Source organism: Enhygromyxa salina, from assembly GCF_002994635.1.
Lineage (GTDB): Bacteria > Myxococcota_A > Polyangia > Nannocystales > Nannocystaceae > Plesiocystis > Plesiocystis salina_B.
The window spans coordinates 129,737-143,621 of record NZ_PVNL01000124.1 but is presented as its reverse complement, the minus strand read 5'-3'; the positions used below and the strand labels follow the sequence as shown (position 1 = coordinate 143,621).

The window sequence follows — 13,885 nt, the reverse complement described above, 5'->3', positions numbered from 1 at the left end:
CTCCATCCCCATCGCCATCCCCGTCCCCGCCCGTCTCAGGCGGGTCGTCGTCGGACCCGTCGTCGTCCGTTCCGGTCTCCACGTCTGCGGGGTCGCCACCTTGGTCGGGGAGACATGCGGGAAGAGCGATCGCAAGCGCCAGCAGTGTCGTACGTTTCACGCCAGCGGGACGGTCATCGTGCGGGAACATTCGAGCCCGCGGTGCGAGTTTTCATGGCCGTCATTTGGCTAGAATTCCTCGGTATTCGCGCGCTGTGAGCCATCTCGCCGCTCGTGAGCGCCGGACCTCGCGGCGCCCACGCGACTCCAACCTGATCGCGCTCCAGAGCGCCCGGCGTCAGCGCGCGGGCACGGCCACGATCCGCGGAACGCTGAAGGCGTCGGGCGATAGCGCGGTCTTCAGCAGCGAGACATACACGAGGTGTCGACCATCCGCGGTGAAGCGCGGCAGCATGTCGGGCAGGTCGTTGTCGGTCAGCCGCTGCTCGGGGCCGCCCGCGAACAGGCGCACCGCGATCTCGCTGTCATCGGGCCAGTCCGACGTCGCGTGGGCCAGCGCGCCCGCGGGCGTCGACACGGTGAAGTCCCACACGCCGTCGGCCGGGTGGGTCTCGGCCCGCAGATCTTCGGGCGTGAGGGTGAACAGCGCGGCCTCGCCCGGCTCATCGAGTCCGTCGAGGAACGCCTGCCACGCCGCGGCGCCGATCTCCAGCTCGACCAGCTCGGCGTCGGGGTCGCCCTCGATCGTGATCGCGAAGCGTGGACCATGCGTGAAGCGTGCGTCCGACCCCGAGTCCGCGCTCGTGACAGCGAGCAACGCCGGACTGAGCACGGCCAGCTCTTGCAGCCCGCGGCCGTCGGCGAAGAACAGCGACGGGATCCGCAAGTGGGCGCCAGGACGCTCGCTGTCCACCACGTGGAGCGCGTGTTCGTCGGTTCCGCTGACCCGGGACAGCAGCGCGACGTGGCGTGAGTCGACGAACGCGACCCCCTCGAAGACGTGCTCACGCAAGCGCAGCAGCGAGACGGCCTCGGCCATGTCCTCGCTCGCGTCGCGCCGCTCGTGCTCATTCAGCTCGACCCGCGCGATCCGACCGGCCGGGTTGATTTGACCAGCCGGCTCGTCGCGCACGGACGCGGGCCGCAGCCACGCGCGCAGCGTCGAGGTCCCCAGCTCGTCCGTGCTCACCTGCGCCATGAGCAGGCGCTGATCCGAGCGCTCGAGTCCGAGCTGAGGCGCGAGCACGCCCCCGAGCACCGAGGGCACCCCCGCCTGCTCGCGCCACTCGCAGCCGGCTCGATCGAGCCTCCACCAGATCTCGGCCTCGCCCGCGCGCGTGTGAATCGCGATCGCGCTGCCGTCGATCGCGGCCTCGACTCGTGGACGCCGCCGCATGTCGACGCCGCCGCCGGCGAGCGAGGGGCAGTCCACCGGCTCGAGCTCCCCGGTCTCCACCAATTTCTCGAGCGCGGATCCAGACAGGTAGCGCAGCCGCAGCTGCTCGCCCGCGTGCACCTCCAGCTTGTTCGCGTCGGTGCTGTACACCTCGAGGTCGTGGTCCACGAGCAGCGCGCCGCCGTCGGGGGTGGGGACCGCGGAGCCGGTCGCGAAGCTCGGGACCAGCGCGGGCGCGCGTGGATCTTGCGCGAGGCTGGTATCGATCGCCGCACGCGCGAGCTCGATCGCCGCGGCGAAGCTGGCGGGCCGCTCGTACATCCAGCGCGCCCGCTCGATCGCGTCCTCGTACTGCAGCTCCTCGATCGTCGGTCGATCGGGATCCTCGCGGGCGCCGATCCCCGGCTGCCCAAACAGCGCCTCGAGCGTGCCGAACCCGGGGACCCGCATGAACGGCAGCTCGCCAGCCGCGTCGACGCTGAGCCGGTGGGGGAAGCTGAAGTCACCGACGCTCAGCACCGCGTAGTCGCGGGCCGCGAAGTCCTCGATCTCGTCGACGCTGGGCTCGATCTCGAGGCCCTCGAAGTCGAACCGGCCGGGCCCCTCCAGCACGACAAACCCAAACCCGCGCTCATCGGCGAGCGCGAGCACCAGCGTCAGCCCGTCGGCCTCGCTGTCGGGCAGCAGCTCGCGGGCCGCCGCCTGCCAGTCGTCGAAGCTGTCGACCTCGATCGAGAACCCGCCCTTCTCGAGCAGCGTGTAGTAGTCGACGTCGCCCCCGCTCACGACCAGCAGCCGCTGGCGCTGCTCTGGCTCGCCGCTGCCGTGCTTGCGCGTGCCCGACCACACGGCCGCCGCGAGCGCGGCGACGATCAACAGCGCGAGCACGCCCAAGCGAGGGAGGAAGCCCCGGTTGAGGACCTCGAGGTCCGAACCAACGCCGGGCTTCATAGGCATCCCCCAGCTTGCCACAGCCCCGGGCTGTTTTCAGCTCGGGTCAGGCTTCTGATTCGCTTGCGGACGCCTCGACTAGTCGAGTCGCTCGTTGGCAGCGGGCTTTTTTCAGCTCGGGTCAGGCTTCTGACCCGCTTGCCGCACCTGCAGCGCAGCGCGTAAGCCGTTGGCGAACACGCGCAGGCCGAGTCCGTGGCGTGGGGCGGGCGCGTCGTCGCGGGCGGGCCAGCGCGGATGATTCTCCGCGTAGAGGAACGCCTCGGGGTGCGGCATCAACCCGAACACACGGCCGCTGCGGTCGCAGAGCCCCGCGATCCCACCGGGCGAGCCGCTGGGGTTGGCTGGCCACAGCTCGGTCGGCGCGCCCGCGTCGTCGACGTAGCGAACCGGGACGCGGTGCTCGGCCTCGAGCTGCGCACGGATCTCGTCGTCCGCGAACACCAGCTTGCCCTCGCCGTGACGACTCGGGCTCTCGATCAGATCGAGGCCGCGCGTCCACACGCACGGGCTGTCGGGGTCACAGCGCATCCGCACCCACGCGTCGCGGTAGCCCAGCCGATCGTTGCCCACGACCGAGACCCGCTGCGGCGCCAGCTGATCGCTGGGGTCGGCGCCGGTCAGCGGCCCAGGCAGCAGACCGAGCTTGGCCATGACCTGAAACCCGTTGCACATGCCGATCGCCAGGCCACCGTCAGCGACGTGACGGGCCAGCGCGTCGCCGAGCCGAAACCGGAGGCGGTTGGCCAGCACCCGGCCGCTGGCGACGTGATCGCCAAACGAGAACCCGCCGATGAACGCCAGGATTGCGCAGCCGTGCAGGCGCTTGGGATCGTCGAGCAGCTCCGCGACGTGGACGCGCTCGACCCGGGCGCCCAGCAGCTCGAACGCGGCCGCCGTCTCGGCCTCGCAGTTGAGGCCATAGCCGGTCGGGATCAGCACGCGCACGGCCGCGACGGCGCGAGGATCGAGATCGGGGGCGAGCTCGGTGAGCAGACCTGCTGGATCAGATGCCATGAAGTCCCTCCTCAAAGCGCCCGCGCAGCTGAGCGAGCGGCAGCTCGAGCTCGAACCCGGCGCCGCCAGCTCGCAGGCGCAGCGCGGGTGGTCCCGCGCTCGACAGCCGGCCCAGCGCGACGAGCCCGTGGGGCCCGAGCGCCTGCTCGAGCGCGGGCGCCTCGGCGGCGGCGCATGTCAGCACGATCCGACCGGTCGACTCCGACAGCAACGCGGCCGCGATCGGGAGCTCATGGGTGGCCACCAGCTCATCGAGCTCGAGCTCGAGCCCACGCTCGCCGGCCAGCAGCATGTGCGCCAGGGCCAGCGCCAATCCACCGCGGCCACACACGTGGGCCGAGCGAACCCGCCCGGCGTCGCGCTGCTCGGCGAAGGCGCGGTACCGGGCCCAGCACGCGTCGAGATCGGTGCGCGGGACATCGGTCGCGGGCAGCGGCTCACCGCGATCCGCGAGCGCTCGCGCGAGCTCGCTGCCGTCGAGCTCGAGCGCGGTCGGGCCGAGCAGGTACACGCGGTCCTCGCCGCCGCGCGGCTCCAAGCTCAGGCTCCGCGCGACGTCGCTGGTCTGGCCGATCACGCTGACCAGCAGCGTCGGCGGGATCGAGATCTTGACCCCACCCAGGAACGCGTCGTTCTTCATCGAGTCCTTGCCGCTGATCAGCGGCACCCCGTAGGCCACGCACGCGTCGTAGAGCCCCTCGCAGCAGCGAACCAGCTGCGCGAGCTTGTGCTCGCCGTCGGGGGTCTTGGCCGAGCGGATCGGGTCGGGCCAGCAAAAATTGTCGAGCGCCGCGATCCGATCGATCCGGGCCCCAGCGCACAGGACCCGGCGGACCCCCTCGTCGACGCAGGCCCGGGCCATCGCGTCGGTGTCGACGTCCGCGTACCACGGGTGGATGCCTTCACCGAGCACCACGCCCTCGTCGCGACCATGTCGGACCCGCATGACCGTGGCGGTGGCCGGGACGTCACCGCGGACCCCGAGCAGCGGCTTGATCACGCTCAGGCCCTTGACCTCGTGATCGTAGTGGCGCGCGCGGTCATCGTTGGCGGCGAGGTTGGGCCGCGCGAGCAAGTCGAGGATCACCGCGCCAAGTCCGGCCGGGTCGAGCGCCTCGAGCCGCGCGCGGGCCCCAGCGGGATCGCTCGCGGGCTGAGCAGGCGGGCTCCAGCGGGCCTCGAGCGTGGGCAGCGGGACGCCGTCGTGGAGAAACGCGAGGCCGAGATCGCAGACCGAGGTTTGCCCGTAGCTGACCTCGAACCGGCCAGTGTCGGTGAACACGCCCAGGACCGAGGCCTCGACCTCACGCCCGCGCGCGAGCGCCAAGAATGCGTCGAGCTCACTCGGCGGGACCGCCACGGTCATCCGCTCTTGGGCCTCGGAGATTAAAATTTCCCACGGTGCGAGGCCCGGGTACTTCACGGGCGCGGCCGCCAGATCGATGCGAGCCCCGCCCGTGGCCTCGGCCAGCTCGCCGACCGAGCTCGACAGCCCACCCGCGCCGTTGTCGGTCATGCCCGAGAACAGGCCGCGGTCGCGGGCTTCGGTCAGAAAGTCCCACATCATCTTCTGCGTGATCGGGTCGCCGATCTGCACGGCCTGGACCGGCGACTGCTCGTCGAGCTCGACGCTCGAGAAGGTCGCGCCGTGGATCCCATCTTTTCCGATCCGGCCGCCGACCATCACGATGTTGTCGCCGACCGCGATCGGCTTTTCATGAGTCGGCCGCGACGCACCGTCGGGACCCGGAACCGAGACCGGCATCGCCGCGACCGTGCCGCAGTAGACCAGCGGCTTGCCGGTGTAGCGAGGGTCAAACAGCTCGAAGCCGCGGCTGTAGGGGATCCCCGACTGGTTGCCGCCGTCGATCACGCCATGGTGAACGCCATCGCGGATCCGCCGGGGGTGCATGAGGCCCGCGGGCAGCTCGCTGTGATCCCCACGCGGGTCGCCAAAACAATAGCCCCACACGTTGGTCAGCAGATCCGCGCCCAGCCCGGTGCCAAAGCTGTCGCGGTTGACCCCGACGATGCCCGTCATCGCGCCGCCGTAGGGATCGAGCGCCGAGGGTGAGTTATGGGTCTCGACCTTGTAGACGAGGTGATCGCTGCTGGTGAAGCGCACGACGCCCGCGTTGTCGTGGAACACCGAGACCAGGAAGTCTTCGCCGACGGGATCGACGCTCAGCTCGCGCCGACGCGCGGCGATGGTCTCGGTCGCGGCCCGCACGTAGCCCCGAAACAGACCGCGCTCGAGCACCCGCTGCGCGCCGCTCGGATCCGTGTAGTGAATCGGTGACGCGAAGATCTTGTGCTTGCAGTGCTCGGACCAGGTCTGCGCCAGGCACTCGAGCTCGGCGTCGGTCGGGTCGCGCCCGAGCTGCGTGAAGTGAGCTTGGATCGCCCGCATCTCGGTGAGCGAGAGGGCCAGCATCCCGTCGCGCGAGATCGCCTCGAGCGTGGCGTCGTCGGCCGCTCGCAGCGCGATGATGTGGACGTCGGGCGGGGCTGAGCTGCCGGCACGCGGGACCGAGAGGTCGAGCGCGCGCGGGGCCAGCTCCAGCTTCATGCGCTGGATCAGCGGGTTGTAGAGCAGCTGCTTGGCGGCGCGCTCGATCGCCTCGCGCTCCAGGCCCCAGAACAGATACAGGATCGAGCTGTAGACGTTGCCGCGCAGCGGACGACCGACGCAGTCGGCGGCCGCGCGGGCGACCGAGCTCCCGACCGCGTCGGTGACCCCGGGCAAGCTCCCGATCGACAGCACCCAGGGCAGCTCGCCCGCGTGAGCGGGGTCGTCCAACATGCCCACGGCCCCGACCTCCGCGACTGGATCGACGAGCGCCGCCAGCACCTGCGAGGCTTCGTCCGCATCGAGGCCGAGCTCGAGGTGATACACCCGACGGGTCGCCAACGCCCGCGGGCGCAGCTGCAGCCAGGTGTCCAACCGTTGACGGGTGGCCTCGGCCAGGGGATCACCGAGCCCGCCACGCGCCTCGATCTCGAGCCGATGCAGGGTCACGGCGGATACCTCCCCCGGGCCGGATCGGGTGTCAATGGCCGCACGCCACGCGGCCGAGACGCCCTCGCCTACCCTGGAGATCTCACTGGCTCCCGACCACCTGCGACAACCCGCTGCACGACCCCCGTGCGAGGGTGATTTCGCATTGTAGGGCGCCGCTAGACCCCATGCTGGGGACATCGGCTCCGATGGCGCCCCCCCGCCAGAGCACCTGCAGCGCGCTCCTGGGCCCTCGAACGTGGCCTTAGCACTTGACACCTACGCGAGTGCCCTGCAACATTTCCACGACGGCTTCGGGTTGCTGGGCTTTGCGATTGCATGGCTGAGCATCCAGACGGGCCCGCAAGGGCTCACGTACGAGACGATTTAGCAGCCCGTAGTGCATCCGTCACGACCCTGAGCACGCGTCTGTGGACGCCTCCTGGGCCCCATCTCGGGTCCCGACCCCGCAGTCTTCCGATACACCCTCGGTTTCAGCCCCTGGCCTCGCGCCTGCGCGACGCACTCGGGACCGCGTCGGATCGCACCAAGGGTCGCCGACGCTGTGCTCGTCCAATGACATGAAGTGACCAGCACAGCCGAACCCGCTCGTAGCTACAAGTCCAATGACAATCCAACAACTGCATATTAACCGTGGGCGCACATGACAGCGGACGCCCAAATGCTGCAACGTGACGAGATTGACGAGGAGCGCACGGCAGAAGTCGACGAGCAATGGCGACAGTCCCTGCTCGATGTGATGCGCCAAGTGGTCAATTCGTTGCCCGACGAGACCACGCTCGGCGAGCTCGTCACGGCGACCCGCGGAAACCCGCACCTCGCCCCGATGCTGGGCTACATGTCGGTCCAAGAGCTGATCGACATGGCCGTCGCGCGCCCGGTCCTGCCGACCCGCACGGTCTTGACGAGCGGTCTGTCTGGTAGCGCGAGTGCGGGCACCAACGGTACCGGCCGCCGCGCCGCGCAGGAGCCCGAGATCGAGTTCGACGAAGAGGGCAACCCGCTCATGGACCTGCCCGACGCCGGCCCCGCCGTGATCCGTCGCCGCGCCGATGTCCCCGATGGCGACCTTCGGATCCTGCGGACCCTGGCCGACGAGGGGCCGCTGAGTGAGCCGAGCCTGCTGCGCGCGACCAAGCTGACGTCCGAGCAGATCAAGCTGGTGCTCCGGCACCTGCGCTCAAAGGGCTTCATTCACGTCGAGGGCAGCGGCCAGAAGCGCAAGGTCAAGATCACCCGCAACGGCGCCGCGCACCTGCGCAAACTCAGCCGAAAGCCGCGCTGAGTCTTCGAGGGTCCGAGCTAAAAAAACAAAGAGCCGACCCGGTGGCGGGTCGGCTCTTTTGCGTTGGGTCGGGCCTGAGGGTTCAGGCCCAGCCTCGCATCACTTGGGCGGGTCGACGACCGTCTGGATGATGCCCGTGAGGCAGCCGATGGCGTCCGAGAAGTCGGTGTCGCAGATCGACTCGATGCAGCAGCGGATCTTGTCGTCCTCGTTGAGGGCTTCGCAGACCTCTTTGACGCGGACGGGCGGGATCGCCTGGCCGGTGAAGCCACCCATGCCGTTCTCGCCGGTGCAGCCCGGGCCAACGCCGAACTCGAACTCTTTCTTGGCGGCGGTGCTGTTGTCGCCCGGGAGGATGTCGCCGGCCGGGTAGGCGCCGTCGATCCACTTGCGGTACACGAGGTCCATGACGCCGCCCGCGGTGGGCTCGAATGGCGGCTGCTCGTTGTGGGCCGTGACCGGCGGGACCCCGAGGATCCCGAGCATGATGACCTCTTTGTTCTGGTGGGCGATGAGCTCGTCCTGCAGGTAGGTCAGGTAGCGGTCTTTCGAGTGCAACACGCCAGTGTCGATCGAGTTGCAGTCGGCATAGACGCCGTTCATGTCGGGCGCGCCACAGTCGACGCCAGCGTTCCAGCACACGGCCGAGGTCGCCTGGGTCTTGGTCCCCGTGTCGGGGTTGATCTCCCAGTACGTGTTCTGCATCTGGTTGGTGAAGAACGCGTAGCCGTTGGGCGAGCGGACCGAGCAGTCAGCCTCGTCGGTGATGATCGCGATGGCGAGGATCGCCCCGTTGCGCAAGAACGGCTTGTTGCCCTGGTTCCACTCGGCGGTGGGGTTGATCGCCTGCAGCATGCCCTCGAGCGGGGCCTCGTAGCCGCAGCCGTTGATGCCCTGCGGGCCGATGCAGCTGAGCGCGCCCTTGACGTTGTTGCCCGGGATGTTGGTGGTGCTCGCGTTCATGCCCTCGAAGTGGATGAAGGGATCGAGCGGGGCGACGGCCACGGGGCAGCCCTCCGTGCAGGCCTGCGGGAACGACGGGGCGTTGCTGCCGAGCCCGTCGAAGTCCTCGAGCCGGTTGATGCACGCGACGTTCTGCGGGGCGCCCTGGGCCGGCTCGTAGCCGTCGGGCTGGAACGGCGTGCACTGGGGGTGCCCGAGGTCGGTCGTGGTGACCATGATGTTGACGTTGGGGTTGAGGGGGTTGCCCTCGTTGTCCGTCAACTCCTGCAGCCGGTCGATCAGCAGCGGGAAGTTGGCGGACAGGTTGACCTGCTCCTCGCCCATGGTCCCGGAGTTGTCGATGACGAACAGCAGATCGACGAGACCGCAGCTGCCGTCACCCGAGGCGCAGCCGCCCGGGCCGGTGCCCGAGTCGGTTTCATCTTCGAGGTCGAGGCAGCCGCCCGGCGGGCAGCCGTTGGTGTCGCCGTCGCCGTCACCTGGATCGCCGTCGCCGTCACCTGTGTCGCCGTCTCCGTCGCCGGGCGGCGTGGTGTTGGTGATACCGGAGTCGGTGCCATCGAGGGTGAGGGTCGCGCTGCCATCGTCTGCACCCGAATCGCTACACGCGACGACGGTGCCAAGGGCAACACAAAGGCCAGAAAGGAGCATCAAGTTGAAGGTCGTCCTACGCATCGTTCCTCCGCCTGGCTGTCCGCCGCGGCTAACTGACCCTACACGTTTTCCGTGCGGTTGGGGAAACCGAAGTGACGCACATTGTGGTCCGTGCGACCGCGGTTGACCTCACATGGGGCCCGCGTTCGCGGTTGGTGCGCTCGATGGGCCCAGCACGACGCGGCCCGGCACGGCGTAACGCGCAGCGCTGATCCAGCGCAGAATCGGCCGCACTCGACCGCGCAGGCGCGGTCCGGATGGCGGCCACCCGCGGCTGACGCCGCCCCTACTCGACTGGGGTGAACACGTTTTGGATCACGTCGGTCAGGCAGCCCAGCGCGGGGCTGAAGTCATCGTCACACACCGACTCGATGCAGCAGCGGATCTTGTCGTCGTAGTCGAGTGACTGGCAGACCTCTTTGACCCGGACCGGCGGGATCGCCTGGCCCGTGATGGTGCCCTGCATGTCCTGACCGGTGCAGCCCGGCCCGATCCCGAACGCCCACTGCTGGTAGTCGACGTCGACGCCCTTCTCCGCGTCCTCCTGGAGGATGTCGCTGTCGCGCCACTGACGGTAGACCAGCGACTTCACGCCGCCGGCGATCGGCTCGTGGGGCGACTTGGGGTTGTGCTCGGTGACCGGCGGGACGCCGAGGATCCCGAGCATCACGACCTCTTTGCCGAGGCCCTCGCGCACGTACAGGTTGAGGAAGTCGCTGTAGCGCTTGACCGGCTGCATGACGTCGGCGCTGTCGTTGGACGAGCAGTTGACGTACACGCCGTTGGCGTCGGGGCCGTTGCAGGTGACGCCGGCCTTCCAGCAGATCGCGGAGCTCGGCAGCTTGTCGCCGTCGAGCGCCGCGAAGTAGGCGTTGTCGGTCATGATCGCGTAGTCCTTGACCGAGCAGTCTGCCTCGTCGGTGATGATTGCGACGGCCAGCACCGCGCCCTCGCGCATGAACGGGCGCTCGACCCCGCCGTTGGGGCACGCGGCCTGATCACCGGGCGAGCCGCAGTTCCACGGCGCGAGCGGGTTGAGGGCCTGCATCATGGCCTCGAGCGGTGACTCGTAGCCGCAGCCGTCGATCCCTTGCGGGCCGATGCAGGCCAGCGCCTGCGCGACCGGGCTGTCGTCGATGCCGTCGCCGTTGATGTCGGCCGGCGGAACCGGCGGGACGTTGTCGCCGTCGTCGTCGAAGTGGATGATCAGATCGCCGTTGAGCGGCTCGATGCCGGGCGCGGCGCAGACGTCGGTGCAGGCCTCTTCGTAGACCGGCGGGTTGATCTGCGCGAGGCCGGTGAAGCGATCGAGTCGCTTGGTGCACGCGCTCGCGACCGGCGCCCCTGACTCGGGCTCGTGGTTGGCGAACGGCTTGCACAGCGGGTTCCCGAAGTCGGTGGTCGTGACCATGATGTTCACGTTGGCACCGGTGCCGCCGTTCTCGGACTGCAGGCCCTCGAGCTGCTGGACCAGCAGCGGGAAGTTGCGCGCGAGGTTGAGCTGCTCGGCGCCCATCGTCCCGGAGTTGTCGATCACGAACAGCAGATCGACCAGGTTGCAGTTGCCCTCCGAGTCGCAGCCAACCGGGTCGTCTTCCTCTGGGAGATCGAGGCAGCCCGTGATCGGCGGGCAGCCGTCCTCTTCGCCGCCGCTCACGGTCTCGTCGCTGTCGCCGTCACCGTCACCGCTGGTGGTTGGGCCGTTGGAGTTCCCGGTGTCGGGGTTGACGGTCACCGCGGTGTCGGTGTTGCTCGTGTCGTCGCTGCAACCATGAACGAGCGCGAGCAGGGAGAGCGAAGCCAGGGCCAAGATGTAAGAGCGATGCATGGAACGACCGTCGGTCTCGCGACCGCGGGGCCAACATTACCAGAGTGCGATCGCGCCTGTGAGGTCAACCGAGCACGATGTTCACGAGCCGGCCGGGCACGTAGATGACGCGCTTGGGCGGCTTGTCTCCAACGAAGCGCGAAACCGCCTCGGAGGCCATGGCCAGCTCGGTGATCTCGTCCTTCGCCTGCTTGGGATCCAAGCTCGCCGGGATCTTCAGCTCGCCGCGGCGCTTGCCGTTGACCTGCACGACCAGCGTCCAGCTGTCCTCGACCAGCAGCGCAGGATCTGCCTGGGGCCACGGCTCGTAGGTCAAGGACTGCGGGTTGCCGAGCGCGCGCCACAGCTCTTCGGCGAGGTGTGGCGCAAATGGCGCGAGCAGCTGACAGAAGATTCCGGCGGCGTCGCGGCCGAGCGTCTCGCCGTCTTTCTCGACGTCGCGGACGAACACCATCAGCGAGCTGATCGCGGTGTTGAACGCCATTCGCTCGATCCGCTCGCTGACGTCGGCGATCGTCCGATGCAACAAGCGACGTTGCCGCTCGCTGCCCTGCCCCTCGCCCAGATCCCGCGCGCGATCTTCGGCGTCTTTGGGCGACTCGAAGAACAGTCGGTAGGCCCGACCCAAGAACCGAAAGCAGCCGGCCACGCCCTCGGGCTGCCACGGCGCGCTGGCCTCGAGCGGGCCCATGAACATCTCGTACAGCCGCATGGTGTCGGCCCCGTACTCGGCGATCACCTCGTCGGGGTTGATCACGTTGCCGCGGCTCTTGGACATCTTGTCCCACTGGATCGTCAGCGGCTCGCGGGTCTGCTTGTGCACGTACTCGACGGCGTCGCCGAGGTTGATCTCCTCGACCTCGTCGCTCACGAACACCCGCTTGGGGCCCGCGCTGGCGGCCTGAGGATCGCGCGGCACGTAGGTGGCGCCCAGCACCATGCCCTGGTTGACCAGCTTCTTGAACGGCTCGCGCGTGGACACGTGGCCGAGGTCGAACAGGACCTTGTGCCAGAACCGGGCGTAGAGCAGGTGCAAGACCGCGTGCTCGGCCCCGCCGACGTAGAGATCGACGGGCATCCAGTACTGCTCGGCCTCGCTCGACCACGGCGCGCTGGCGTTGCGGGGATCGCAAAACCGCAGATAGTACCAGCACGAGCCCGCCCACTGCGGCATGGTGTTGGTCTCGCGGCGCGAGCCGTCGGGCAGCTCGACCCACGACAGGGCCTTGGCCAGCGGCGGCTCACCGGTCTCCGAGGGGTTGAAGTCGTCGACCTCGGGCAGCTCGACGGGCAGCGCGTCGACGCCGACCGACGCGACCTCGCCGCTGGGCTTGTGGATCAGCGGGAACGGCTCGCCCCAGTAGCGCTGACGCGAGAACAGCCAGTCGCGCAGCTTGTAGTTGACCCGGGCTTCCCCCTTGGCCTGGGCGGTCAGCCACTCGGTGATCTTCTGCTTGGCCTCCGCGGTCGGCAGATCATTGATCAGGCCCGAGTTCACGGCGACGCCGGGCTCGGGGTAGGCCTGGGCCTGCACGTCGATCGGCTCGCCGGTCGCGGGCGCGACGACCTGAACGATCGGCAGGCCCATGGTCCTGGCGAACGCGTGGTCGCGGGCGTCGTGGCCGGGCACCGCCATGATCGCCCCGGTCCCGTAGCCCATCAGCACGTAGTCGGCGATCCAGATCGGGATCCGCTGATCGTTGACGGGGTTGATCGCGTGGGCGCCCGTGAACACCCCGGTCTTGTCGCCCTCGGCCGCCGCGACCTGGCGCTCGCGCTCGGTCCGATGCGCGGTGGTCTTGACGTAGGCCTCGACGGCGTCGCGCTGAGCGTCCGTCGTGATCGTCGAGACCAGCGGGTGCTCGGGCGCGAGCACCATGTAGGTCGCGCCAAACAGCGTGTCGGGCCGGGTCGTGAACACCCGCAGCTGGGCGTCGGGCCCGGCTTGCCCGTCGAGCTCGAACACGACCTCGGCGCCCTCGGACCGACAGATCCAGTTGCGCTGCATCTCGAGCACGCTGGGCGACCAGTCGAGGTCGTCGAGATCGTCGATCAGCCGCTGCGCGTAGGCGGTGATCTTCAGCATCCACTGGTGCATGGGCACCCGGATGACCTCGTGTCCGGCCTCGACCTGCTCGGCGACCTCTTCGTTGGCCAGGACCACGCGCAGATCCGGGCACCAGTTGACCGGGGCGTCATGCAGGTACGCGAGCCGATGCTCGTCGCGGTAGGCGTGGACGGCCCTGTCGCCCGCGGCCTCGACCTCGGCCGGGATCGGCAGCTCGGAGATCGGGCGCGCCTTGTCTTGCTCGGCGTCGTACCAGCTGCCCCAGATCTGCAAGAAGATCCACTGCGTCCACTTGTAGTAGTCCGGGTCGGTGGTCGCGATCTCGCGCGACCAGTCGTACGAGAACCCGAGCATCTTGAGCTGGCGCTTGAAGTTGTCGATGCACTCGTAGGTGCGATCGCGCGGGTGGGTGCCCGTCTTCATCGCGTAGCGCTCGGCCGGCAGCCCGAAGCTGTCCCAGCCCATCGGATGCAGCACGTTGAACCCGCGCATCCGCTTGTAGCGGGCCATGATGTCGGTCGCGGTGTAGCCCTCCGGGTGGCCGACGTGGAGCCCGCTGCCGCTCGGGTACGGGAACATGTCGAGCACGTAGTACTTCGGGCGGGCCTCGTCGATCTTGGCCTCGAAGCTCTGGTGCTCGTCCCAGTAGGCCTGCCAGCGGGGCTCGATCGTGGCGTGGTCGTACGGCATGAAGGGGGGAAACT

General features: G+C 69.0%; 7 protein-coding genes. 1 reads left to right on the top strand and 6 read right to left on the bottom strand.

Going from position 1 to position 13,885, the window contains the following annotated elements; genetic code table 11:
• Positions 1 to 337: 337 nt before the first annotated feature.
• The 3 genes from ENSA7_RS33150 to ENSA7_RS33140 form a co-directional block, all read right to left on the bottom strand.
• Positions 338 to 2,353, bottom strand: coding sequence for a TolB-like translocation protein (locus ENSA7_RS33150; protein WP_146158420.1), 2,016 nt, complete (start codon positions 2,351 to 2,353; stop codon positions 338 to 340).
• Positions 2,354 to 2,458: 105 nt separating this feature from the next.
• On the bottom strand, positions 2,459 to 3,364 hold the full coding sequence (locus ENSA7_RS33145) for a phosphoribosylformylglycinamidine synthase subunit PurQ (RefSeq protein ID WP_106093410.1): 906 nt from the start codon (positions 3,362 to 3,364) through the stop codon (positions 2,459 to 2,461).
• Entirely contained in the window at positions 3,354 to 6,383 is a 3,030-nt protein-coding gene (locus ENSA7_RS33140; protein ID WP_181234347.1) for an AIR synthase-related protein, read from the bottom strand. Before ENSA7_RS33140 ends, ENSA7_RS33145 begins: the two co-directional genes overlap by 11 nt.
• 661 nt (positions 6,384 to 7,044) lie before the next feature.
• Here ENSA7_RS33140 and ENSA7_RS33135 point away from each other — a divergent pair.
• A complete protein-coding gene (locus ENSA7_RS33135; protein WP_106093408.1) occupies positions 7,045 to 7,668 on the top strand; it encodes a helix-turn-helix domain-containing protein in 624 nt (207 codons plus the stop codon).
• A 99-nt stretch (positions 7,669 to 7,767) separates the two neighbouring features.
• Here the strand turns inward: ENSA7_RS33135 and ENSA7_RS33130 are convergent, their stop codons facing one another.
• The 3 genes from ENSA7_RS33130 to leuS all read right to left on the bottom strand — a co-directional run bounded on the left by ENSA7_RS33130 (position 7,768) and on the right by leuS (position 13,871).
• Positions 7,768 to 9,306, bottom strand: a complete 1,539-nt coding sequence (locus ENSA7_RS33130; RefSeq protein WP_244923995.1) for a hypothetical protein — start codon at positions 9,304 to 9,306, stop codon at positions 7,768 to 7,770.
• A gap of 265 nt (positions 9,307 to 9,571) precedes the next feature.
• On the bottom strand, positions 9,572 to 11,113 hold the full coding sequence (locus tag ENSA7_RS33125) for a vWA domain-containing protein (protein ID WP_244923994.1): 1,542 nt from the start codon (positions 11,111 to 11,113) through the stop codon (positions 9,572 to 9,574).
• Between the two features lie 64 nt (positions 11,114 to 11,177).
• Positions 11,178 to 13,871, bottom strand: a complete 2,694-nt coding sequence (gene leuS / locus ENSA7_RS33120) for a leucine--tRNA ligase (RefSeq protein ID WP_106093406.1) — start codon at positions 13,869 to 13,871, stop codon at positions 11,178 to 11,180.
• Positions 13,872 to 13,885 lie beyond the last annotated feature (14 nt).